Genomic DNA, 24,755 nt, shown 5'->3' on the forward strand with positions numbered 1-24,755 from the left:
TGAGAGGAGAGTGTTTTATTCGGCATCGCCGTTGGGCAGGATGGGCGTGAAGCTGGTTTGCGTGAAGGTGCTGTCGTGAGTTTTGAAATGCGCGGTGAGGAGGGAGAGACCGCGAATGGGTTCGAGGGTGATTTCGATCTCACGCGGGAGATCACCCGTGGGATTTGCGATGGTGGTGGCGAGGTGAAGGCGCTGCGTGGTGGGATGCAGTGAGTGGCGGGTGATGACGCGCTGGGCGGGATAGCCCACATAAGGCGAGAAAACGCCCGCCAATGCCCGGCCGTGCCGCTTTGACTGCAAAGCGACACTATCCTCCCAGATCATGCCGCTCTGATAAGCGAATGGCACGGTGGGCATGGCGAACGAAAAGAAGCGCAGGAGCTGCGATTGACCGCTGAGGCTGCTCTGCGTGATCTGCAGGGCGTGCAAACCGAGCACCGCCGTGAGTGATTCTTTGCCACTGCGGAAAAGGTAGCGGCCGGATTCATCGAGCGTGGTGGAGATTGTTTCGTATGAAACTGATCCTGCTGTGCAAACGCGATACGTGGCCACGCCAGGGGCAAGATGGGCCAGCGTGCCCAGCACGGTGGTGGAGACTGACGCCGGGGCAATGCGGTCTCCCACTTGAGGCACACTGGCAAAGTTCCAGCGGACGCCCTCGGTGGTGCGCGTGAAAAAGTTCGTGAGACAGAAGGGCGTGGTGGGTGCGCCGGTCTCGTGGGTGGCTTGATTGTGCAGATGAATGTGCGGCACAGGGCTGCGACCGGAATTGCCGCAGTAGCCCAGGAGGTCGCCTGCACCGACACGCTGGCCGGTTTTCACGACGATGCCGTTCTTCATGAAGTGTGCGAGCTTCACGATGCCGCCGTAATCGAGGCGCAGAATGAGGTGGTTGCCCCAGTTGTTGGCGAAGTTGCAGCCGCCGGGCGCATTGTCGGCCACGCCGTCGATGACGCGGATGATTTCGCCGGTTCCGGGAGCACTCACTTCAAGGCCCTGCGTGTAGTAGCGGCTCAAATCGTCATCCCAGCCGGGAGGGCAGGCGTTGTCAGCGGCGTCATGCACTTCAAAATCGAGCGCGTGTTTCCAGTCACCGCGATGGCTGAGCTTGTCGTCAAAGCCCTGGGTCACGGTGACTTCGCGTGCGGTGGGGAGCAGCACATGGGTCTCACTGCGATGCGGAAAGCGAGTGTTTGCGAGAGCCAATGAAGCAGCAGCGGCTTCAGGATTGTCGAAGACGCCTGTGGCAGGCAGCAGCGAACCTGGTTTCTCACGCAGGCGCAGGCAGCAGAGCATGCTCCAGATGGTGAGAAGGTAGGGCAGCGGCAGGTATTCCCAGCCCGAGCCACGCAGAAAGTGCTGCACCGCCGCGACGTGCAATGCTGCGACGGAACCCGCGACAAAGGCGAGAGCCAGGCTGCTCCAGGAAGGCACAAAATAGATCGCGCCAAGCGCCATGCCGGCGAGCAGGTAGTTGTGCCCGGCAAACCAGCCGAGCCAGTGCAGACCGCAGGCTTCGAGCAGCTTCACGATGAGGACGCCGCCAGCGTAACCTGCGATGGCATTGATCATGGCGACGCGGGACCACACGAGAATCGCCAGTGTCACAGCGAGGCCGGCCCACACGTTCGGCAGGAACAAAATCGTGCCCATGCTGCGCAGGAAAGCGGTGACTACGAACGGCAGAGCAGGCTCCTCTGGCAATCCCATGTCGAGCAAGGTGGTGGCAGCCGCCCAGTGCGGAAAAAATGTCAGCAGCGTGCCGAAGGCGACGACAAATGCGACGCTGAGCGGCGGCAGACCGGCGCGCAGCGGAAACCAATGCCACAATGCCGCGGACAGCAGCAGCGTGTAAACCGTGACGACCGCCAGCATGCCCCAGATGGCAGGTGCAGCGAGGAAGGAACCGCGAGTGATCCATGCAACAGCGAGAGCGCTCAGGAATACATTGTAGAGAAGCGTGCCGTCTTTTCGCATGGCCGCAGGCAGATGCAGGAGCTTCGCGATGAAGCTCCCGAGCAAACAAGCGCTGACGGCAAAGGCAAAGTAACGCGGCATGAACAGAAGCGTGGCGCACAGCAACGCACCCGTTTTCCAACTGCCGCAAAGGAAGATGGAACTAGCGGCGCGTGCGACTTCGAGCAGCGGCGTCGTGACTGTTTGCAGATGAGGGCGCAGTGATCTGGCGCAGGCAGCCGCTTTCAGCAGACTCCGCTTCCACATAGAAGGCGAATGACCTGGGGCCGCTTCAAGAATGGCCATCACGGAGAGGGTAGATGGGGCTTCTGAGTTCATGGCCGCGATGGGTTGAGCAGATGTTCCGGCACGCGTTCAAGGCGCTGCACGTAGTCGAGGTTTTCGCGCTCGCGGATGACATCGACGCGGCCATCCAGACCGATCATGACGATCGCCGGACGGTAGGTGATGAACTGCATGCTCTGCGTGATGTTGTAGGCGCCCACGGGATGCATGACGAGGTGATCGCCCGTGGTCATCGCCGGCAGGGAGACCTGCTCACGAATGACGTCGATGTTCATGCACAGGCATCCGTAGAGTTTGACGGGCTGCTGGGCGCTCTCTCGCTGAGCCTTGGCGGGCTTCACATTGAAGCGATACCAGTTGCCGCTGTAGAGAATGTTGATGCCGGCGTCAATGACATAGGCGGCGCCATTCGACTCTGGCATGTAGGCAGGCGCCTTGGCCGCCTTGCCGGCGAGCGTGATCGGGCCTGAGGCGCCGATTTGCTTCACGGCGACAATGCTGGTGATGAGGTAACCAGCTTCATCGACAAGGGCGCGACCACTTTCCAAGTAGAGACGCGGACGGCGATCACGTGGCAGGGTGTTCAACGCACTGGCGATGGCTTCGGCGTATTTTTCGATGGGCGGGACCACCTGCTCGGCAGGCTGATAGGAGTAGTGCAGCGTGCTGAGCGATGGGAAGCCGCCGCCGAGGTTCAGATAGCGCAAGGACCAGCCGTAGCTCTCACGGCAGCGCTCCATGAGAGTGATGAGCTTCTCCGCAGCGACCTTGTAGGCGTTGGGTTCGAGTATGTAGGTGCCGATGTGCGTGTGCAGCCCCTGCAAACGAAGGCGGCCTTTGCTTTCCGCGATGCGCCGGATCGCACGCCAGGCCTCGCCGTGCTCGACACCAAAGCCAAACTTGCTCCACACGGGCTGGATACCGGCGTCCAGCCAGCAGCGGATGGCAATGTCGACGCTGCGATTTTGTTCCTTCGCGATGGTGTCGAGCAGCAGGAGTTCATCCCAGTTATCGACCTGAATCATCGCACCTTCGCTGATGGCGAGCTCGAGACCGGCGCGTGTTTTATGCGGTCCGTTGAAGATGATGTCGCGCCCGGCCACGCCATTGCGGCGTGCTTTTTCATATTCGAACTCGCTCACCACTTCCGCGATGGAGCCTTCACTGTGGAAGACACGGCAGATGGCGTTGAGGTAGTTTGTTTTATAACTCCAGGCGAAGCGTGTGTTTGGATAGCGGCTTTCAAAGGCTTCACGTGCGCGCTGGATTTTCTCACGTAGCGTGCGTTCGGAGAACACGAAGAGCGGCGAACCGAAGCGTGCGGCGAGATCCGCCACGGGCACGCCGTCGATGCGTTCGCAGACGTTGCTGTTGAGGCCATGGGCATGGCGGTTGCGATTGGCGGCGCTGTTTTGGCCGCTGAGATGACGAGTGATCGTCGGCGGTGAGTATGGTTGGAGCGTTTGCATGGGAGGATGCGGTGGAAGGTTGAAATTAATGACTGCGGGAGGAAGCAGGGTGCGGGATGACTTCGCGCGGCTGACGGAAGAACTGGCCGCTCGTGGTGAGGGCGGCGAGATCGCGAATGTCTCCGGTCATGTCGATGGCATGGCGGATGAAGAACTTTCCGGGGCTGGCGTGGCGCAGCGGCTCGCGCGGCTGCCAGCCCAGAGCGAGTTCCAGTGCCGCAGCGGGCAGATTGCAGTTCAGCGTGGAGGGGAAATCACACCAGGCGGGGAAGCGCGGATTGATCTCGATGAGGCAGTATTCTCCTTGGGGGCCTTCGGATTTCACGAACTCAAGTTCGAAGGGGCCGTTCCAGCGCAGTTCGGCGATGAGCGATTGCGCAACGGCATCGAGCTGCGGATCACGCACCACCATGCCGCCGAAGCCTTTGCCCATGGAGGTGCGGAGCATCTTGCGGATGGAGCAGGAGCCGAGGATGTGACCACGGCCATCGCCCAGACCCACGACGTTGTATTCTTCTCCCAGCACATTTTCCTGCACGAGCACGGGCGCGCCCCATTGCTCCAACATGTGCCAGTAGGCTGCTTCGCGTGCGGCAGGCGTGATGGCGTGCCGGGCCTCATAGTAGCGGCCTTTGACGAAGACGTTGCCGCCGAGGGTCACTGCCGCCTGATGGAGTGAGTTCACATCACTCACGGCGATGGTCTGCGGTGTGCGGCAGTGCGTGCGCTCGCAGAGCTCGGCCAGCTTGGATTTGTCGCGGCATTTGAAGCTTGCGGCGGACGGCAGGCAGGCAAGAATGCCGCGCTCGCGAAGTTTTTCAGGGGCATCGACCAGCGGCCCCATCTCAGCATCAAGGCAGGGAATCAAAACATCGAAGCGTTCGATCTCACGGATCGCATCAAGACGCTGCCAGAAGGCTTCTTCACCCGCGCCGGGGTAGGACATGGTGAAGGCGGCGTCCGGGGCGTCCTCTTCGCTGAAGAGACCGCTCTCGAGTGAATCGTAAACAAGACCAATGATGCGCAGCTCAGGGTAAACGCGGCGCAGGCTGCGAATGACGGCGGAACCGGGCTGGGGATTCTCACCGCGATGAAGCCCGGTGACGGCGATGACTGGGGAAGCATTCATGGGAGGGTGGTGCGTGGTGGGGTGGAACTCAGTTCGATTCCGGGGTCAGGCCGATGTGGACGAGTTCGGCGAGGAAGGATTCCAGATCCCGCTCCGCCGTGCTGCGGGCGACTTCGAAGCGTGAGGTAAGACGCTCCAGGATCTGCGGGCGCGCCATGCCCTCGCTCAAGGCCTGCATGACCATGAGCGCCGTCGGGCTGGCGGTGAAAAACTCGCCGCTGGTGGCGTCAAAACCAAAACCGTCAGCCTGCCAGGTGACGGTTTGAAAATGGAAGGAAGCCAGTTCGGCGTGCGGGGCCACAACGGGAGCCGCGACCATGGCAGGCTCCATGGCATGCGGCTGGCCGTTGTGGCGAATCTGAGCGGGAATAGACGCGAGTTTCATGGTGGTGGATGATTGAATCACACCACATAGAAACCCGGCCGGTTAACACCACGGCAGGGGCCAAGATGAATATGCGTTTATTTTTGCCGTTACCGGGCAGGGAATTGGTCAAGCGGCACCTTATTGAAGTGCTCCTGATCCGTCGCATCGAGCCTGATCAGCATTTCCTGCGCATTTCGGCGCTGGTCCTGCCAGACATGGTCCGGATCCGTGGGCCAGTTCCAAGTGCTGCGCTGCTTGGTTTCCAGTACAAATTCGGCGCTGCCCTCAGAGAGGCTCTTGAAGAGCGCTCTGCGGGTGTCCTTGTTCTTGATCGCTTCTCTGAGCAGTTCGTTATCCTTCACCATGCCGGTATACTTTTCCCGGATTTCCTGAAGCCGTGCCAGCTGCTGCAGACTTTCAGCCTCCTTGCGTCCATTGTAGTAGCGAACGCTTGCCCACCAAGTGGTGGCGGGGACCAGCAGGGCGGTGATCAACATCACCCCCCTGAATAATTTTGAGGATGTCGTTTTCATGGGAAAAATGAATTCCTTTTTTCGTGCCCTGCAAGCCCTGCTTTGAGTGGGTCATGCCCGCTGTGCTGAGTGGACATCACCTGCTTTTTCCACGGCCAGGATGAGCATCGCGAGGTTGCGACCCTGGACTTGAATGTCGATTTTTTCACCCGCAGTGCGGCGCAAGACCGCCCTGCCGAGGGGTGCGTCCTCTGAGATACGGCCGCTGTCAGCATCGGCCTCATATCCGGGCACCACCTGAATGGTGATGTCGAACTCATGGAGCGTCGCCAGTTCATTGAGAGGACGCAGGGTGACGTGATCATAGTGATGTATCGAAAGAGTGTTCATGAAGAGAAAAAAGGGGGGAAAGCATGGATGGGGAAATGCCTGCGACGAAGGCAGGCGGAAGCGGCTCCTGCCCAGAGTGGCAGGAGCCTTTCCAACGATGAATGCGGCGTTCGAGGTGCGGGGTCACACCTTCACTGCCGCGTGGCCTGAAGGGACTGGATGCAGCTTTCAGGATGCGTCCGGAGTATGAAGGACCGCACGGACTCCCGTGCCTCCTCCTCGGTGCGGGCCGCCACTTCATAACTGGCCTCGGTGGAAACCTTGCCGAAGATTTCCTGGCGTTTGAACACACAGGTGACCAGCCATGTGGGCCGCTCATAGCGAAGAGCGCTGCCAACGCGCACGGGTTTGTCATCCTGGTTGATAAGTCGTTCCAATAGTTTCATAAAAAGAGTGTTTGAGATGTGTCTGAACAGGGAAAAAAGCCTGACTGACGCATGTGCGCGCAGACAGGCAGCACACCGCACCGTGTGTGTGGTAAACACCGTGATGCATGCGCCGGAGTGATGACCAGAGTGAAGCCTGCACGTCAGGCAGACGCGGGCTGGAGATGAATGGGCGCAGGCTCTGGTACCTGCCAGGTGCGCGGGCAATCCCAAATCAGGGGCTGCCCGCTTAAGCTCGGCTTGCCGCCAGTCGGTGGCAAAGCGGATGGATCACACTGCTTTCAACCAGGATGGCGAAAGAGATTGGATGGCGTGAGTTCGGCTTCACAAATATAACATACGTCCCAAACCTCGAAAAGGCAACCCTAAGTGGACTGCAGACTTCCAGAATCCCTGCATCATCCCGAAGGGTGATGTTGACGTCATCCAGTGGTGAGCGTAGCCATCGCCCCCTATGAGCACCACACGCACACAGGGCATTTCGCTGATCACAGCCACGGCGGTGGTGGTGGCAAACATGATCGGCACCGGAGTCTTCACTTCGCTGGGCTTTCAAGTAGGTTCCCTGCCCTCGGGCTTTGTGCTGCTGATGCTGTGGGTCGTGGGTGGTGTGTGCGCCTTTTGCGGCGCTGTGTGCTATGGAGAGCTGGCAGCGGCACTGCCACGCTCTGGTGGCGAATACCACTTTCTCTCGAAGATTTTTCATCCTGCCGTGGGGTTTCTTTCAGGCTGGCTTTCGGTGACGGTGGGCTTTGCGGCCCCCATCGCGCTGGCGGCCATGGCCTTTGGCAAATACTTCTCGGGCATTTTTCCCCACGCACCCGCGACGACCTGGTCCCTCGTCATGGTCTGGGTTGTGACCTTGATTCACGTGGGCGGCATCAGCATGGCTGCCAAGTTTCAAAACACCGCCACGTGGCTGAAGGTCACGCTGATCCTCGTCTTCATCGGCGCGGGATTCTGGTTCGGCAAAGCCCAGCCGGTGCACTTTCTGCCCGTGTCTGGTGATCTGAATTTGATGGGCAGCACGCCCTTCGCGGTGAGCCTCGTCTATGTGATGTATGCCTATGCCGGCTGGAATGCCGCCACTTACATCGTCGGTGACATCCGCGACCCGCAGAAGAACGTGCCGCTGGCAATCGCGCTGGGCACGCTGCTGGTGGCTGGCTTGTACCTTGCGCTTAACGCGGTGTTTCTTCAGGTGGCCCCGATGAGCGAACTCGATGGCAAACTGGACGTAGGCCACATCGCTGCGGTCCACATCTTTGGAGAGACCGGTGGAAAGATCATGTCAGGGCTGATCTGCCTGGGCCTCGTTTCCAGCATCAGCGCGATGACCTGGGTGGGGCCGCGAGTGATGAAAACGATGGGCCAGGATTTGCGTGTCCTCGCCCCCCTCGCGGCGAGCGACGAGCGCGGCGTGCCGGTGGCCGGTTTGTTTGTGCAACTGTCGATCGTAGTGACGCTGCTGCTCACCGCCAGTTTTGAAACCGTGCTCACCTGCGTGCAGTTCAGCATTCAGCTCGGCTCGTTTGCCACGGTGGTGGGCTTGATCGTGCTGCGCATCCGGCAGCCGGACCTGCCGAGGCCCTACCGCTGCTGGGGCTATCCGGTGACACCCATTCTTTTTCTCGGCATCAGCCTGTGGATGATGGTGTTTGTGGCGAAGAAACATCCGGACGAAACACTGGCCGGCATGGCGTTAATTTTGCTGGGTTGGATCATTTATTTCATCTCACCGCGTACTCCACGCACCCCATGAAGAACACACTCATTCTGCTGCTTGTCCTGGCTCAAACCGCCATCGCGGAACCGCCATCGCCCAATGAGCAGGCGCGCTTCCTCGCCGGCATGCCGCAGGAAGGCTCATCGCTGGCCGGGCTGGCGCAGCGCGGAGAATTCAATTCCCATGCGAAAGATCTCGACGCCACCTGGGCGGATGCGGAGGAGCGGCAGCTGGGACCGATCCGCGCCTGGGCACCACTGGGCCTGCCGGAGGCTGTCAGTGACACCTCACCGCTGCTTTATGTCTTCAGCGGTCCCGATTTCCTGCATGCATACACATTTTTCCCGAATGCCTCCACTTACGTGCTCGCGGCCGTGGAACCTGTGGGCCTGCCGCCGGATGTGACGAAACTCAGCGAGGGCGAGCTCGGAGCATCGCTGCGCAATCTGCGCAACACGCTCAATGCCTCCCTCAGCTTCAGCTTCTTCATCACGGCGGACATGAAGAAGGATCTGCAGGCCACCAAGCTCACCGGCACTCTTCCTGTGCTGTACGTCTTCCTGGCACGATGTGGCTGCCATATTCAAAAAGTGGAAAACATCTGGCTGGATGCCGAAGGTAAAATCCTGACCGACAAGCAAACCAAAACTTCCGGCGCACGCATCACCTTCCTCGGTGCGCAGGGCAAACATCAGACGTTGTACTACTTCTCCACGAACATCGCGAGCTGGGCGCTCAAGCAGGATGCGTCCTTCCTGCGTTTCTGCGACGGGCTCGGCACCATGAACGGCTTCACCAAGTCCGCCTCATATCTGATGCACCTCAATGAGTTTCACACCATCCGTGACTACCTCCTCACCCACTGTCATACCATGACGCAGGATGACTCCGGCATCATGTGGAAGGACTTCCCGCGTGAATCCTGGGACGTGAAAGCCTACGGCTGGTATCCGGGACCGATCCCCCTCTTCAAGCAGCACTATCAGCCCGATCTGGCCGAGTACTATCGCACCACCGAGGTCCCCGCGATCCCCTTCGGCATCGGCTACCAATGGCGGCCCAAGCAGAGCACGCTCATCTACGGCGTGTCCAAGATGATGGTGCGCAAGGCGATCCCGGTGGTGGAGGAGAAGCCCGCCGCAGCCCCTGGAGCATTCACTGCACCGTCTCCAGCCCCGGCACCGAAAGCTTTGCCCGTGGCGCAATGAGGCGTTCAACTTTTCGGAGCAAATAGCAGCTTCAGCATCTGCGCATCGTTCGGTTTCGAATCCTTCGCCAAGCGCACGATGACGAGCTTCATGGATGGCACGATGTACAGCCGCTGGCCGTAGGAGCCGATGCAGGCAATGAGATCGGCGGGAGCCGAGCGACTGAGGCAGGCGTTGCGCCAGGACTGCTGGTGCCATTTTTTGTCGAGCATGGCCTCTGCATCGACCTCGCGGGCGGACTTGGATTCGGCGGCGTGATTGTTCCAGAAGCCGAAGGCAAAGGCGGCGTTGGCGCTGCTGCCCTGGAGCTTCATGAGGATGTCTTCGTGCTTGAGCATCCATGTGCCCAGCTCCGACCACTGGCGCGCGGTCTGCATGAAGCCGGCGGCGAGCAGCGGTGCTCCATGCTGATCCGGCAAGTAGCGCTGCGAGCCGAGGCCGAGCGGGCCGAGCACCTTGCGCTCCAGATAGCGCGTGGGCGTCTGTTTTCGCTCCAACTTGCGCGCAAGCAACTCGTGAAAGACCTGCAAAGCAGCGGGGCCGTAGATGAACGACTTGCCCGGTGCCGCCACCGCTCCGGCCTTCAGCGCGGCGGTGGTGCGGTCTTTAAATGAGTTCTCGTGCAGTCCAAACATCGGCTCCAGTCCGTGGCTGAAATCGAGCAACTGGCGCACGGTGATGCTTTTCTTGCGCGGGTCCTTCTGCCATTCAGTGATGGTGTCGGCCACGCGCTCGTCCATGGAAAACAGCCCGTCCTTCTCCGCTGCAAAGGCGGTGAGTCCCCAGAAAGCCTTCGTGCCGCTGTAGATGCGGTGCGGTTCGTACTTTGTGTGGCCGTTTGTGTAGGATTCGTACAGAGTTTTGCCGTTCTGCTTGATCAGCAGGGCATGGCCGCCGTGCGCAGCAGAATGGGCCGCCGCCGCCTGAATGCTCTTCACTGGCAGCGTCTCCGCCGCTGGCGAGAATGTGAAGAAATGCAGAAATGCCAGCAGAGGCCTCATAGGAGATGAGTAACAGAAAAATGATGGATGACTAAACCCGAATGACAAAATAAACCCAGATGCCAGGCCAGCGTCCAGCTTGATCTTTGGGCCATTCGGACTTCGTTATTCCTTCGACCTTCGGACTTACTCATTCTTCATTTCAACAGGTGCTGGTGGACAAGCATCCATCTCATCGCATCGTCCGCCGCATGCGCATTCTCCTCGTCGAAGACCAGGCCAAACTGCTTTCCTTTGCCAAGAAGGGGCTGGAGGAGCAGGGCATTCAGGTGGACGCCATCAGCGATGGTGATGAAGCCTGGGAAATGGCCACGACGGTGCCCTACGACGCGCTGGTTCTCGACATCATGGTGCCGGGTCGCGACGGCCTGAGCATCCTGCGCGGCCTGCGGGAAAAGCGCAACAACGTGCCGGTCATCCTGCTCACAGCGCGTTCCACGCTGCCTGAAAAAATCGAAGGCCTGAACCTCGGCGCGGATGATTACATGACCAAGCCCTTCTTCGTGGAGGAACTGGCCGCACGCCTGCACACCGTGGTGCGCCGCAAGGCGGGAGACTCCAGTCATCTGCTCCGTGTGGATGATCTCTGCATCAACCTCCTTGAGCGCAAAGTCAGCCGCGCCGGTGCGGACATCGAGCTGAGCACGCGCGAATTTGAACTGCTGGAGCACCTCATGCGCAGCCCGGGACGCGTATTTGGACGCATGCAGATCTATGAACATGTGTGGGGCTACAACATGGACCCAGAAACCAATCTCGTGGAGGTGTACATCCAGCGCCTGCGAGCCAAGATCGACAAGGATCACGACAAAAAGCTCATCCGCACCGTGCGTGGCGTGGGTTATGCGCTCGGTGGTGGTTGACGCTCTTCATCCCATGATTGCCAATCTCTGCAGTCTGGCTCTAAATTGCCCCACATGATCGTTGCGAGCACTTCCGGCACGGCACCCCAAGGTGGCACCTTCCGCCACGGTCTCATGCTCGTCGTTGCGATCGCTTTTCTCTCCGTGATCGGGCTCGTGCTGCCGCATGGCGACAGCGGGGAAGCATTTCGTGACTGGTTCATGGCGCATGCCGTCTTTCGCCCGCTCATCATGGCGTTGTGGGCCGTGGTGATCATCGAAGGCATCGCGGGATTGTTTGCCACGAATGATGCCTGGCCTGCCCGCCTCAGACGCCTGCTGCTCACCTCTCTGCTGCCTCCGCTGCGCATGATCACCGCCAGCAGCAAGCCGCATGGCTGGCTCTGGCTGCCCGGCATCGGCTGGAAGCCGGTGGGCGAGGAAACCTCCGAACAGCTCGAGCAAAAGCTGGCCCTGCCGATGGTCATTCTCACATTGCTGGTGCTGCCAGTTCTGGGCGCCGAACTCACCGGTGGCGAGACGTTGGACAATCATCCACGCATGGCGCTGGCGACGCATCTGACCACCTGCGTCATCTGGATCGGCTTCACGATGGAGTTCCTGTGGATGGTCGCTGCGGCTCCCAACAAGCTGGCCTACTGCCTCAAAAACTGGATCAATCTCGTCATCATCCTGCTGCCGCTCGTCGCCTTCCTGCGCGTGCTGAACCTCTTTCGGTTCACCCGCATGCTGCGCGCTGGCAAGCTGCTCAGGGCCTACCGCCTGCGCGGTCTTTGGACGCGGCTCTGGCGGCTGGCGCTGCTTTTCAATCTCCTCGACCGCCTTCAGCAGCGGGACCCCGCCAAGTACTGCGCATCCTTGGAAAAGAAGATCGCAGATCTAGAAGAAGAACTGGCAAAACTGCACGCCAAGCTCGCGGAACAACGCGCGAAGGCAGAAGCGGTCACCCAGCCAGCAGATGGCATCCAAGGAACCAGCCAAGGCTAGGCTCGCTCTAAAGTCACGCTCACTGACCCAAGCTCAAATATTCGCGCACCGTGTGGTTCATTGCCCGGCGCGCAGGCGGGAAGCACTGTGCCACCTTCTCGAAGGTCTCCTCCATGGCAAACTCGTCCGCCAGCACGTGCTTACGGGCGGCATCAAGATGGCTCACCACCACCTGCTCGTAGTAGTCCACATCCGGCGCGCCGCGTCTTGCGGCACGACGATGCAGGAAGTCAGGATACAAGCAGGTCAGCACCAGAAACTGGTTAGCGCACTGCACATGAAGGAAGAACTTGTGATGCCGGCTGGCGTTCTCGATCGCCTCCAGATAGTCGACACTGTAAAGGCTGTCGATGCTATGATTGATGTCTTCCGGCCCCTTCGTCGGGGAGCAGCCGAAGTCCGCGCACACCACGGCCATGTAGTCTGCCACCGCCATTTCCTTGATGCCAAACTCCTTCAGTGAATGCCGCACCACGAGGAAGAAAAACAACTCCGGCGAGAGCATAGCGGCCTTTCGCGATATGACCGCCGCATCGAAGAGCTTGTCGTTGTCGAGGATGATCGGCACCGCGTCCGGGTCGTCCATCATCGCCTTGAAGCCCTCTTTGCCGCGCTCGGTCAGCGCCAGGGTGTCTCGAATGAAATTCCAATCCGTTGGGGTGAAACGGAACCAGCAGCCCGGGCGAGGAAAGCGCGTCATGGAGATTAATTGTGAACTGTCAGCTATCTTTAGCATAACGAATGCCAGTTAAGTTAAAGCTTTGGACGAGGAGCTTTGCAGCTTTGTTCAAATGCTTCATGACAACCTTATAAAAGGCTTTGGCGCACCCTCGCTTCGTGCTAAGCACGGTCATGCCCAGAACCGACGGCCGCACTCCCGACCAACTCCGCAAAATTGAATACGTCCTCGACGTTGCCCCGCACGCCGCGGGCTCCGTCCTCATCGCCTTTGGCAACACCCGTGTCATCTGCACCGCCTGCATCAATGAGGAGGTGCCGCGCTGGATGAAGGTGCAAAACGTCAAAGGCGGCTGGCTCACCGCCGAGTACTCCATGCTCCCCTACTCCACGCTGGAGCGCAAAGACCGCGAAAGTTCACGTGGCAGGCCGGATGGCCGCAGCACCGAAATCCAGCGCCTCATCGGCCGCAGCCTGCGTGCCGTCGTTGACCTCGAAAAACTCGGCCAACGCACCCTCTGCGTGGATTGCGATGTGCTGCAGGCCGATGGCGGCACCCGCACCGCCGCCATCACCGGTGCTTGCATCGCCGTCGCCGTCGCCTTCAACCGCCTGCTCGAAAAAGGCAAGATCACCCGCCAGCCGCTCAAGAAGAAGATCGCCGCCGTCAGCGTGGGCATCGTCAATGGGGAAACCCTCCTCGACCTCTGCTACAAGGAAGACGCCGCCGCCGATGTGGACAGCAACATCGTCCTTACTGAAGAAGGCGAGTTCGTCGAAATCCAGGGCAGCGGCGAAGAAGCCACCTTCACCGAGGCTCAACTGCATTCCATGCTGGAATACGGCCGCAAAGGCATCAAGGAGCTAATCACCATTCAGGACGCCGCCATCGCCAGCGCCATGAAACCGGCTGAAGGCAAGGACCTGCAAAAGCTGGCCGAATTCTTCGGCAAACGCTGAGGAAGAGTTGACGGTCGTTTACAGTTGTTGACCGTAGTTGACGATGGTTTGGCCAAAACCACCGTCAGCAATCGTATAGTACAGTCGACCACCGTAAACTCTGCATGACTGCCCTGCTCCTCGATCCCATCTACCAGCAGCATGACCCAGGTCCGGGGCATCCTGAGAGCGTTAAACGCCTTGCGGCGATCACGCAGGCACTGACAGATTCAGGTATCGTTGGCAAAACCCAGGCGATTGCGCCCCGAGTGGCGACGCTGGATGAACTCGCCCTCTGCCATGATCGAGGTTACATCGCCACGGCCAAAAAGGATGTTGAATCCGGCCTTGATGATCTCAGTACCGGCGACACCGCCATCTGCGCCAGATCTTATGACGTGGCGGTTCAGGCTGCCGGCGGCGTCTTGAATGCCGTCGATGCCGTGTTCGCTGGAAAGGCGAAAAACGCCTTCTGCGCTGTGCGACCGCCCGGACACCACGCACGCCCTGCCCAGGGCATGGGCTTCTGCCTGTTCAACAACATCGCCATCGCCGCACGTCATGCGCAGCAGAAACATGGCGCGCAAAAAGTCGCCATCGTCGATTGGGATGTGCATCATGGCAACGGTACCCAGGACATCTTCTATGAGGACGGCAGCGTGTTGTTTTGCAGCACGCACCAGAGCCCGCTCTATCCTTTCACCGGACACGCCCATGAAACCGGCAGCGGCAAAGGGAAGGGAACCACGCTGAATCTCCCCTTCCCCGCCCGCACCGGCATGAGCGCTATCGGCGGTGCTTTCACTAACCTCCTTCTGCCGGCCATTGATGCGTTCAAACCGGACCTGATTCTCATCTCCGCCGGCTTTGACTCTCGCATCGACGATCCCCTTGGCCAGTTCCGCCTTACAGATGATGATTTCGTCGCTCTGACCAAGCTCCTGCTCGAATCCGCCCACACCCACTGCCAAAGCCGCCTCGTCTCCATCTTGGAAGGCGGCTACAACATTCAGGGGCTCGCCAGCGCCGTCACCCATCATGTGCAGACGCTCCTTGGGTAAACAAACCCAAGTTTCTGTGGCGTTGACAGTTTATTTACACAAGCCGCCCTTGTCAGAACGCCCGTTTTCTGGTGGCATGTAGCAGCATTCCTAAAAAATCACCATGTCCAACTCTCCGCTTCCGCAAGACGACGTCGCCGCCATTGATGAGCTTCGAAAAGTTTACGTCCAGCTCTGCGACGAGCTGAAGAAGATCATCGTCGGTCAGGAGAAGGTCGTCGAGCAGCTCGCCATCTGTCTCTTTGCGCGCGGTCATGCGCTGCTCATGGGCGTGCCCGGCCTGGCCAAGACGCTGCTCATCTCAAGGCTCGCCGAAACGATGTCACTCAGTTTCAGCCGCATCCAGTTCACGCCCGATTTGATGCCGATGGACATCACCGGCACGGACATCCTGCAAGAACTTCCCGGCGGCAAACGCGCCTTCGAATTCGCCAAAGGCCCGGTGTTTGCCAACATCGTCCTCGCTGATGAAATTAACCGTGCCCCTGCCAAAACCCAGGCCGCCATGCTGGAGGCCATGCAGGAGCACAAAGTCACCGTCGCAGGTCGCACCTACACGCTCGACAGCCCTTTCTTCGTCCTCGCCACGCAGAATCCCATCGAACAGGAAGGCACCTATCCCCTGCCCGAAGCCCAGCTCGACCGCTTCATGTTCATGATCGGCGTCGATTACCCGACTCGCGCGGAAGAAATCGCCATCGCGCGAACCACCACCGGGGCCAGCCTGCCCAAGCTCGAACACATTCTCCATGGCCCGAAGGTCATCGCCTTCCAGGAACTCGTCCGCCGCGTGCCGGTGCCGGATCATATCTATGAGTTTGCTGTCGATCTCGTCCGCAAGACCCGTCCTGCCAGCACCGAGGCTCCCGCATGGCTGAAGCCTCTGGTCAGCTGGGGTGCCGGTCCGCGTGCCGTGCAGTATTTGATCCTCGGTGCCAAGGGGCGAGCCGCCCTCTACGGCAGCTACATGGTGCGGATGGAGGACATCATGGAAGTGGCTGAGCCGGTGCTGAGGCACCGCGTGATGACGACGTTCACGGCGGAGAGCGATGGAATTAGCAGCCGGGATGTGGCGAAGAGGTTGGTGGAGGAGTTGGCGAAGGCTGGGTGATGTTCTTTTCAGAGTCGTCGTCCTTCTCCTCGTCCTCGAACAAACCGCGCCACATGCCTGCCAGCATCCAATTCGACCAAGAGAAACTCGAAGTGTATCAACTCGATCGTGCCAGCATTAGAGGAACGATGAACTCGGCGCCATTAGTAACAAGGATCAACGGAGGGCAATACGACCATGGCTGAGTCTTCCCGATCATTCTTGGAACCAGCGGTGCTGAGTCGCTTGATGGCGCTCCCCCTCAACGCCCGCCACGCCATGCTCGGTGGTGTGTCCGGCAAGCACCGCAGCCCCGTGCGCGGCTCCTCCCTCGAATTCGCTCAGTACCGCAAATACGTACCCGGCGATGACACTCGCCGCCTCGACTGGCGCACCTGGGGCCGCAGTGACCGCTTCTACATCAAGGAGTTCGAGGCCGACACCAACCTCCGCCTCTGCCTCCTCATCGACACCAGCGGCAGCATGAACTACGGCCCCACCGGCAGCACACGCTTCGATTACGCGCGCAAGCTCGCCGGCACGCTCGGCTACGTCGCCGCGCAGCAGGGCGATGCCGTGGGCCTCTGGAGCCTCGCGGAAAAGCCCGTGGAAATCCCCGCCAAACGCGGAGCCTCGCATCTCGGCCTCGTGCTCGATCAAATGTCCGGCATCCAGCCCGTCGGCGGCACCACGCTGCTCACGGCATTGCACGATGCCGCTGAGAAAATCCGCCAGCGCGCCCTTGTCATCGTCTTCTCCGATCTCTTCGTCCCGCCGGTCGAGTTGAAATCCGCCATCCAGCACCTCCGCTTCCGCAAGCACGACGTCGCTGTCTTCCATCTCCTCGATCAACAGGAGCTCGACTTCGACTTCGACCGCCCCGCACGCTTCATCGACATGGAAGGTGGGGAAGCCATCCTCGCCGACCCCAGCCTCATCGCCCGCAACTACCGCGAAGCCGTGCGCCAGTACATGCATGAGATCGACGAACTCGTCCGCACCACCGCCATCGACTACCACCGAGTCAAGCTGCACGAAAAGTATGACGACGTGCTCGCGAAGTTCCTGCTGTCACGCATTCAGAAGAAAGGGGGAAGGTGATGAAAGAGGAATACAAGACAGAGAAGCCCACGGACAAGGAGACTATTTCTGTGCTCGATGGCTTCTGGGGTGCCGAGCTAGGCCTTTGCATAGCCTACTTATACATTGGGTGCTTGGATCTCCAAACAGGCTGGAACAATCCTGGGGATGCCGGAGGAATCGAGGGCGGAACCATTTACATCATAGGCGCACTTGTGTGTGGCTGGCTGGCTTGGCACAGACGAAACTCGAAACGCAACGCGTTCCTTTTCATCATGTTTTTTGCGCTGCTTGCTCATGCAACCGAGGATTGCTTCAAGTGGTTGGCGAAAGAAAAAGGAGCTGGTTGGCCGCTGACCAGCAGCATTCTCACGGTCTCTTGCCTGGCCATGATCGTTTGGGAAGCTCTCTCACATCGGAAATCCATCGCAGGCGGCGCGGCTTGTGACCAGAAACGCTTCGACATGGATCACCACCCATGACCTTCCTCGCCCCAGCGCTCCTCTTCGCCCTGCCGCTTGCGTTGCTGCCGGTGATCATTCATTTGATCCACCTCTACCGCCGCCGTCAGGTGAAGTGGGCCGCCATGATGTTCCTGCAGATGGCCCAGCGCATGAACAAAGGCCTCTCGCGCCTGCGGCAGATCCTGATTCTCGCCTTCCGCGTACTCGCAGTGGCCGCCATCCTCTTCGTCATCACCCGTCCCATGGCCGGCGGTCTGCTCGGGCTCACGGGTGGTGTCCCGGACACGGTGATCGTGCTGCTGGACCGCTCCGCCAGCATGGAGCAGCAGAACCTTGCCACCGGCACGAGCAAGCGCACGGCGGGCATCGCCAAACTCTCGCAGGCTCTGCGTGATACAGTGGGCACACGATCAAAGCTGGTGCTGATCGAAAACGCGCACCTGCAGCCGCAGTTGCTGGAGAAGCCGGAGTCGCTGATCGATCTTCCGCTTACCGGACCCACGGACACCACGGCGGATGTGCCCGCGCTGCTGCAGGGCGCGCTGGATTACATCACCACGAATCAAACCGGCCGCACTGATGTCTGGGTGCTGAGTGATCTGCGCCAAAGCGACTGGGATGCCGGCAGCGGACGCTGGCAGGCACTGCGCAGTGCCTTCGCCACCTTGAAGGGGCTGCGCCTGCATCTGCTGAGCTATGCGCAGCCTGCGGCGCAAAACCTTGCCGTCTCGGTGCAACGTGTCGTGCGCAACGAAACTGCGGGTAAAGCGGAACTGCTGCTCGATTTGCGCGTCACACGGGATGCGTCCTCACGCGAGCCACTGGAACTGCCGCTGCGGTTTGTGATCAATGATGTGAGCACCACGATCAAAGTGGAGATGAAGGACTCGCAGCTTGTGCTGCAAGGCCATGCCATTCCCATCGACAAAGCGACCAAACGTGGCTCAGGCCGGGTCGAACTTCCGGCCGATGCTTCGCCTTCCGACAATGTGTACCATTTCGTGTTTGATGAACCAGCCGTGCTGCAGTCGGTGATCGTCAGTGATGACGAAGCCGAGGCTGGACCGCTGCAGGCGGCGCTGGAAGCCGCCGCCGATCCCACGCTCAAGTATGCCGCCACGGTGCTCTCTCCGGCGCGTGCCGCGGAGATTGCCTGGGATGATGTCGCGCTCATCATCTGGCATGCGCCATTGCCGAAGGCGGATGACTTGATCGGCAAACAGCTCACGCATCATCTGAGCTCAGGCCGCAGCCTATTGTTCCTGCCCACGGACGCAGCAAACGCGGAAGCCTTCGGCGGCCTGCACTGGGGTGCGTGGAGCAGCGAGAGCAAACCGGCCAGCGTGGAGTGGTGGCGCAATGACACAGGTCTGCTGGCCAACACCCGCAGCGGCACCGCGCTTCCTGTGGGCGATCTGGAAGTGAGCCGCCGCTGCGAGATCCTTGGCGAAGGCACACCGCTGGCCCGCCTCACCGGCAATCTGCCGCTGCTCATGCGCGCCGATATTCCTGGCGATGGCAATGCCTGGTTCCTCGGCACGCTGCCCGGTTCCGGCTCCTCCAGCCTGGCCCGCGATGGCGTGGTGATGTTTGCCATGCTGCACCGCGCGCTGAATGAAGGTGCGCGCAGTCTCGGCAAAGCGCAGCAACGCGAGGCAGGTGCCACTGCTCTGGGCAGCGGTGATCTGAGTGCGTGGAAACGCTACGGCCAGACCGTGCTGAGCTCCGAGCAGCCACTGCGTGCTGGTATCGTCGAAAACGGCGACCGACTCGTCGCGCTCAATCGACCACTGCGGGAAGACCAGCCCGAAGCTTTGGGCAAAGCAGCCCTCGCAGAGCTGTTCGCCGGACTCGATTACCACGTCATCGAAGACCAGGTCGAGAATGACGCCAGCCTCGCCAGCGAAATCTGGCGCACCTTCCTCTTTGTGATGGCTCTCGCGCTTCTGGGCGAAGCCTTGCTTTGCATGCCGGCCAAGCGCGACCCCCAAGTTTCTCCTGCCCGATGACACCCACCACCTCACAGCTCGTCTTCAATCCCACGCCGGTCGCCTTCGGTGTCGGGGTGGCGTTTGTCGTGGCGATGGGTGGCCTCGCGTTCATGGCATGGCGGCGCAGCGGCTATCGGGTGATCGTGGGCTGGTTGGAGTTCCTGCGCTTCATCATCGCCACCGGCATCGCGGTCACTCTCTTGCAGCCGGAGTGGCTGGAGACTTTCAAGCCGCAGACAAAGCCCACCTTGGCGGTTCTGCACGATGTCTCGGGCAGCATGACGACCAAGGATGTCATCGACAAGACACAGCCGAATGCAGAGCCAAAGTCGCGTGAAGAGATGGCCAAACCTTTGATCGACGCAAAGCTGTGGGAGCCGTTGAAGCAGCGCATGGATGTGGTGATCGAGCCCTTTTCCTCGGCGCAGACACCTCCCACGGAAGGCACGGACATTCATGCAGCGCTGGCAGGCGTGCTGGAGAAGCAGCCGAACCTCAAGGCCGTTGTGCTGATCAGCGATGGCGACTGGAACACGGGGGCCGCTCCATCGCAGGCCACCACTCGTTTGCGCATGCGCGAGGTGCCGGTGTTTGCCGTACCCACGGGTGCGGAAACGCGGCTGCCGGATGTCGAGCTGAGCAGCTTCGACGTGCCGACCTTCGCGGTGGCGGGCAAGCCGCTGCGCATTCCCTTCACCATCGAAAGCTCGCTGCCGCGTGATGAAGTCGTGGTGCTGGAGATGAAGTCTTCCAGTGGCGAGATCATCACCAAAGAGGTCACGCTGCCTGCCATGAGCCGCTTTCAAGACGCCATCGCCTGGAAGCCGGACAAACCCGGTGAAGTGAAGCTCACCCTCACGATCCCCAAGACATCGAGTGAACGCTACCCTGAAAACAACTCCCAGGAGGCACCGCTTTCGATCCGCAAGGAACAGCTCCGCGTGCTGGTGATCGAATCCTTCCCGCGCTGGGAGTACCGCTACCTGCGCAATGCGCTGGAACGTGATCCGGGCGTGGACGTGAGCTGCCTGCTGCTGCATCCCGGCCTGGGCAAAGTGGGGGATGGCCGCGGTTATTTGAAAGCTTTTCCAAAAGATGAAGAGCTGACGAAATACGATGTGGTGTTTCTCGGCGACGTCGGTCTGGCGAAAGGCCAGCTCACCGCAGAACAATGCATTTCACTGCAAAAGCTGGTGCGCGATCAGGCAGGCGGACTCGTCTTCATGCCGGGCTTCCATGGCTTCCAATCAACCCTGCAGGACACACCGCTGGCCGAACTTCTGCCGGTGATCTGGGACGCCGCGCAGCCACGCGGCTGGGGTTCGTCCTCGCCGGGCAAGTTTGCACTCACCGAAGCAGGTACGCATAGCCTTTTGACCAAGCTCGAAGACAGCGACGATGCCAGCGCCCGTGTGTGGGGCAATCTGCCGGGCTTTCAGTGGTATGCCCCCGCCCTGCGTGCCAAAGCTGGCAGCGAGGTGCTGGCCACGCACGGCACCGAATCCAATCAGTTTGGCCGCGTGCCGCTGATCGTGACGAAGACCTACGGCGCAGGCAAAATCCTCTTCATGGGCACCGATGGCGCGTGGCGCTGGCGCAAAGGCGTGGAGGACAAGTACCACTACCGCTTCTGGGGTCAGGTAGTGCGCTGGATGGCCTACCAGCGCAACATGAGCAGCGGCGACAAGATGCGCCTGTTTTATTCCCCCGACCGCCCGCGCACCGGTGATGTACTGACACTGAACGCGAACGTTGTAAGCCTCACCGGCGAGCCCTTGCGCGACGGGGTTGTGATCGCCCAAATCGCGGCGCCAAGCGGCAAGGTGAGCAGCGTTCGCCTGATGCCCGCCGGTGAGGAGGCCTGGGGGTTGTTCAACGGCGTCTTCAGCCCGGTGGAGCCGGGAGAACACGTGGTGCAGCTGAGTTGCGCGGAGGCAGGGTCGTCGCTGGAAACGAAGATTTCGATCCAAGGCACCAGCCGGGAAAAACGCGGCCAGCCAGCCCGGCTCGACGTGATGCGTGAGATCTCCCGGTTCACCAAGGGAGATGTGCTCGATGCCAGCAACCCTGCCGCCATTCTCGCCGCGATCTCCGCCATGCCGGAACCGGCGGTGCAGGAGCGCCGGCTGCAAATCTGGGCACACCCCGCCTGGGCGGGGCTGCTGGTGCTCTTAATGAGCCTTTTTTGGGTCGGAAGAAAGGCCGCCGGGACGTTCTAAACACCCAATCAAAAGCTCGTCAGAGACGTTTCATCAGGATAACATTCGCCTATTATGAAAACAGCACTGCCTGTCATCCTCGAATCAAAGCTCGCGGATTTTCGCAAGCGCGTCTGGATCGTCAAGCTCACCGAGGGCCTGCTGGCGGCGGCATTCGGGATCGTGTTCTCCTACATCCTGGTCTTCGCCTTGGATCGTGTCATGGAAACGCCGGTGTGGTTGCGAACGACGCTGTTGGTTGCTGGCGCAGCGGTTCTCGGCCTGGGCCTGCCGCTGAAATGGCACCGCTGGGTATGGCGTCAGCGCAGCCTGGAGGATGCGGCACGGCTGCTGAAGCGCACCTTTCCACGGCTCGGGGATCAATTGCTCGGCATCGTGGAACTGGCGCATGTCGAAGCGGGTTCCGCAGGTCGCAGCGAGCGCCTCGTGCAGGCGGCGATGGATCAGGCCGCGGAGGCGGTGAAGGACAAGGACTTCTCCCATGCCGTGCCGGAGGCGAAACATTTTCAATGGGGCTGGGCGGCAGGTTTGACGGCGCTTCTTGCCGTGGCGGCACTGACCTTGGTTCCGGACGCCGCATGGAATGCGCTGGCTCGCTGGGCGACGCCATGGCGTGATGTGGAGCGCTTCACCTTCGCGAAGATCGAGAAGCTCCCCAACCGCCTCGTGGTGCCCTATGCGGAACCGTTTGATCTGAAGGTGCTGCTCAACAAGGACACACTCTGGTCTCCAGCTTCGGCCAAGGCCCAGATCAGCGATCAGCCCGCCGTGGTGAGCGGCCTGCAGCAGGGCGCCTATCCGCTGGCGTTTCCGCCGCAAAAGGAAGATGCGGCCCTGTCCCTCTCGCTCGGGGATGTGCGCAAGACAGTGAACGTGCTGCCGCGCACCCGGCCAGAATTGACCGCGCTTTCTGTGCGCACACGGCTCCCGGACTATTTGAAGTACAAGACGGAGCCGATGACCGAAGTGCGCGGCGGTTCGGTAAGCGTGCTGAAAGGAGCACAAGCTTCACTGGAGGCCACGGCATCGCGCGAGCTGGCCTCGGCGGAAGTGGATGGCGAAGCCGAGAAAGTTTCGGGCGCCAAAGTGACGACGCCCTTCCATCCAATCACAGCGAACGCTGAAAAGCATGTGATGTGGCAGGACCGCGACGGCCTGACACCGCGCGAGCCGCTGGTTTTGAAGATCAATGCTATCGACGATGAAGCACCGCGGCTGGCCGCGCGGAGAGAGACGCAGGAGCAGGTGGTGCTCGATTCCGAAGTCGTCGTGTTCGATGTGGATGTGCAGGATGACTTCGGCATCCAGCGCACGGGCCTCGAATGGCGCAGCGTGAATGACGACAAGACGAAAGGCGACAAGATCGCGGCAGCAGGAGAGCCCGAGAAAAAGACACTGGCAGCCAAGGCAACTTTTTGTGCAGACCGCGACGGCGTGGCGCCGCAGACGCTGGAGATTCGCGCCTGGGCCGAGGATTACCTGCCTCAGCGCAAGCGCGCCTACTCCACGGCATTCCTGCTGCACGTGCTGAACAAGTCAGACCACGCGCTGTGGCTGACGGAGCAGTTCGGCAAATGGCTCGAAGCAGCCCGCGAAAGCTATGAGCGCGAGCAGCAGCTGCATGCGACGAACAAGGAACTGCGCGCATTGACTCCCGCTGAACTGGACCGCCCGGAAAACCGGCGGAAGATCGCGCAGCAGGCCAGCGCGGAAAATGCGAATGCAGCGCGACTGGGCATGCTGAATCAAAGCGGTCGCAGTCTGGTGGAGCAGGCGACGCGGAATGATGAGTTTGATGCCAAGCGTCTCGAATCCTGGGCGACGATGCTGAAGTCACTGCAGGACATCGCGGCCAAGCGGATGCCGAGCGTGGCGGATTTGTTGAAGCAGAGCTCGAATGCGCAGAGCGGCAAACTTGGTCAGTCCACTGCCGCCAATCCGCCGTCGAATTCATCCCAGCAGCCACCGAAAGAAGGCAAGCAGAGTGAAGGCAAAGCGGGCCAAAACAAGCCCAGCGCACCGCAGATTGCCAACGGGCCGGACATTCCAGGAACGAAGCAGGGCGGCAAGTCCTCCACAGAGGAGCAGAAGAAAGACAACATGCCGAGCATCACCGACAAGGAAGGCTCGATGAGCAAGGCCGAGCAGCAGCCTGCGGACCCCAATGCCAAGCCTTCGCCGCCCAAGCCCAGCACGATGAAACTGCCGACGACACAGATGGCGGCGGCACCGGGCCAAAAGAAAGACGAGAAACCTGAAGAGAAGCCGCAGGAGCCGCCAGCATCACAGGCACAGAAGAAAATGCAGGATGCTCTCGACGAGCAGAAGCTGCTGCTGGCCGAGTTTGCGCGTGTCTCGGATGAACTGGGCACCATCCTGGCCAGCCTGGAGGCCAGCACGTTTGTGAAGCGGCTTAAGGCGGCCTCGCGCCAGCAATTGGTGGTGGCAAAGGATTTGAACACGAAGACTCTCAGCGCCTTCGGTCTGGAGCGCAAGCCGGTGAAGGATGCCGCGGCGATCGCTGAACACGAGAAGACGCAGAGCGAAACCGTGCGCGTGATCCAAAGCGACCTGGAGGCCTACTTCGCCCGCAAACCGGACATGCACTTCAAGAACATCATCGGTCAGATGAAGGACACGCAGGTGGTGAAAATGCTGACATATCTGGGAGATCAGGCGGCGGTGAACTTGAGCGGCAACAGCATGGCCGGCGCGGAGTTCTGGGCCGACACGCTGGACCGCTGGGCGGAGGAGATGGTCGCTGCAAGTGAGTGTAAATCATGCAGCAGCTGCAGCGCAGACAGCCTGCCGCCGGAGATCGTGCTCAAGGTCATGAAATCCCTGCGCGATGAGATGAAGCTGCGCGACGAAACACGTGAGCTGGAAAATTCGAAGGCCGCGCTCAAAGAGGGAGAACATGGCAAAAAATCGGCCATGCTTGCCTCGAAACAGTTTGGCATCCAGGCCAACAC

General features: G+C 60.5%; 21 protein-coding genes. 12 read left to right on the top strand and 9 right to left on the bottom strand.

The genetic code is table 11. The annotated features are described in order from the left end of the window. Window positions 1–15: 15 nt before the first annotated feature. From WAW39_RS07950 to WAW39_RS07980, 7 genes are all read right to left on the bottom strand, one after another. Window positions 16–2,295 carry an urea transporter gene (locus tag WAW39_RS07950; protein WP_422317547.1) on the bottom strand — a complete coding sequence of 760 codons (2,280 nt, stop codon included), beginning with the start codon at window positions 2,293–2,295 and terminating at the stop codon, window positions 16–18. Then, on the bottom strand, window positions 2,292–3,731 hold the full coding sequence (locus tag WAW39_RS07955; protein WP_422317549.1) for a diaminopimelate decarboxylase: 1,440 nt from the start codon (window positions 3,729–3,731) through the stop codon (window positions 2,292–2,294). The genes WAW39_RS07950 and WAW39_RS07955 overlap by 4 nt, the downstream gene beginning before the upstream one ends. A gap of 25 nt (window positions 3,732–3,756) precedes the next feature. Continuing rightward, entirely contained in the window at window positions 3,757–4,860 is a 1,104-nt protein-coding gene (locus WAW39_RS07960; RefSeq protein ID WP_422317551.1) for a biotin carboxylase, read from the bottom strand. Between the two features lie 28 nt (window positions 4,861–4,888). Continuing rightward, window positions 4,889–5,245, bottom strand: a complete 357-nt coding sequence (locus WAW39_RS07965) for a PqqD family protein (protein ID WP_422317553.1) — start codon at window positions 5,243–5,245, stop codon at window positions 4,889–4,891. Window positions 5,246–5,334: 89 nt separating this feature from the next. Then, on the bottom strand, window positions 5,335–5,760 hold the full coding sequence (locus WAW39_RS07970; protein WP_422317555.1) for a hypothetical protein: 426 nt from the start codon (window positions 5,758–5,760) through the stop codon (window positions 5,335–5,337). Between the two features lie 51 nt (window positions 5,761–5,811). Beyond that, on the bottom strand, window positions 5,812–6,090 hold the full coding sequence (locus tag WAW39_RS07975) for a GreA/GreB family elongation factor (protein WP_422317557.1): 279 nt from the start codon (window positions 6,088–6,090) through the stop codon (window positions 5,812–5,814). Between the two features lie 131 nt (window positions 6,091–6,221). Further along, complete coding sequence (locus WAW39_RS07980; RefSeq protein ID WP_422317559.1) at window positions 6,222–6,476, bottom strand: hypothetical protein; 255 nt, start codon at window positions 6,474–6,476, stop codon at window positions 6,222–6,224. A 454-nt stretch (window positions 6,477–6,930) separates the two neighbouring features. On the opposite strand from WAW39_RS07980, the gene WAW39_RS07985 reads away from it, so the two are divergent. Continuing rightward, window positions 6,931–8,238 (top strand): APC family permease, encoded by a 1,308-nt coding sequence (locus tag WAW39_RS07985; protein WP_422317561.1) that lies wholly within the window; start codon window positions 6,931–6,933, stop codon window positions 8,236–8,238. Next, on the top strand, window positions 8,235–9,410 hold the full coding sequence (locus WAW39_RS07990; RefSeq protein ID WP_422317563.1) for a hypothetical protein: 1,176 nt from the start codon (window positions 8,235–8,237) through the stop codon (window positions 9,408–9,410). The genes WAW39_RS07985 and WAW39_RS07990 overlap by 4 nt, the downstream gene beginning before the upstream one ends. A 5-nt stretch (window positions 9,411–9,415) precedes the next feature. Here the strand turns inward: WAW39_RS07990 and WAW39_RS07995 are convergent, their stop codons facing one another. Next, complete coding sequence (locus WAW39_RS07995; protein ID WP_422317565.1) at window positions 9,416–10,411, bottom strand: serine hydrolase domain-containing protein; 996 nt, start codon at window positions 10,409–10,411, stop codon at window positions 9,416–9,418. 191 nt (window positions 10,412–10,602) lie between these two features. Between WAW39_RS07995 and WAW39_RS08000 the strand changes: the two genes are divergently transcribed. Together WAW39_RS08000 and WAW39_RS08005 are read left to right on the top strand one after the other, a co-directional pair. Further along, window positions 10,603–11,274 carry a response regulator transcription factor gene (locus WAW39_RS08000; protein ID WP_397381825.1) on the top strand — a complete coding sequence of 224 codons (672 nt, stop codon included), beginning with the start codon at window positions 10,603–10,605 and terminating at the stop codon, window positions 11,272–11,274. 54 nt (window positions 11,275–11,328) lie between these two features. Further along, window positions 11,329–12,261, top strand: coding sequence for a potassium channel protein - like protein (locus WAW39_RS08005; protein WP_422317567.1), 933 nt, complete (start codon window positions 11,329–11,331; stop codon window positions 12,259–12,261). Window positions 12,262–12,280: 19 nt separating this feature from the next. Here WAW39_RS08005 and WAW39_RS08010 read toward each other — a convergent pair whose 3' ends face one another. Further along, window positions 12,281–12,961 carry a hypothetical protein gene (locus tag WAW39_RS08010; protein ID WP_397381823.1) on the bottom strand — a complete coding sequence of 227 codons (681 nt, stop codon included), beginning with the start codon at window positions 12,959–12,961 and terminating at the stop codon, window positions 12,281–12,283. A gap of 152 nt (window positions 12,962–13,113) precedes the next feature. Between WAW39_RS08010 and rph the strand changes: the two genes are divergently transcribed. The 8 genes from rph to WAW39_RS08050 all read left to right on the top strand — a co-directional run. Beyond that, window positions 13,114–13,899, top strand: a complete 786-nt coding sequence (rph, locus tag WAW39_RS08015) for a ribonuclease PH (RefSeq protein WP_422317569.1) — start codon at window positions 13,114–13,116, stop codon at window positions 13,897–13,899. Between the two features lie 104 nt (window positions 13,900–14,003). Continuing rightward, the gene (locus WAW39_RS08020; RefSeq protein WP_422317571.1) at window positions 14,004–14,939 is read left to right on the top strand and encodes a histone deacetylase; all 936 of its coding nucleotides are present in this window, start codon (window positions 14,004–14,006) and stop codon (window positions 14,937–14,939) included. A gap of 103 nt (window positions 14,940–15,042) precedes the next feature. Further along, window positions 15,043–16,050 carry an AAA family ATPase gene (locus WAW39_RS08025; RefSeq protein WP_422317572.1) on the top strand — a complete coding sequence of 336 codons (1,008 nt, stop codon included), beginning with the start codon at window positions 15,043–15,045 and terminating at the stop codon, window positions 16,048–16,050. Window positions 16,051–16,278: 228 nt separating this feature from the next. After that, window positions 16,279–17,130, top strand: coding sequence for a DUF58 domain-containing protein (locus WAW39_RS08030; protein ID WP_422317574.1), 852 nt, complete (start codon window positions 16,279–16,281; stop codon window positions 17,128–17,130). After that, entirely contained in the window at window positions 17,130–17,591 is a 462-nt protein-coding gene (locus WAW39_RS08035; protein ID WP_422317576.1) for a hypothetical protein, read from the top strand. Before WAW39_RS08030 ends, WAW39_RS08035 begins: the two co-directional genes overlap by 1 nt. Next, window positions 17,588–19,582 (top strand): BatA domain-containing protein, encoded by a 1,995-nt coding sequence (locus tag WAW39_RS08040; protein WP_422317578.1) that lies wholly within the window; start codon window positions 17,588–17,590, stop codon window positions 19,580–19,582. Before WAW39_RS08035 ends, WAW39_RS08040 begins: the two co-directional genes overlap by 4 nt. Then, window positions 19,579–21,783, top strand: coding sequence for a hypothetical protein (locus WAW39_RS08045; protein ID WP_422317580.1), 2,205 nt, complete (start codon window positions 19,579–19,581; stop codon window positions 21,781–21,783). Before WAW39_RS08040 ends, WAW39_RS08045 begins: the two co-directional genes overlap by 4 nt. 54 nt (window positions 21,784–21,837) lie before the next feature. After that, window positions 21,838–24,755: hypothetical protein (locus tag WAW39_RS08050; RefSeq protein WP_422317582.1), on the top strand; the 2,918-nt coding region annotated here is incomplete at its 3' end.

This window comes from Prosthecobacter sp. (genome assembly GCF_049294395.1).
Taxonomy (GTDB): Bacteria; Verrucomicrobiota; Verrucomicrobiia; order Verrucomicrobiales; family Verrucomicrobiaceae; genus Prosthecobacter.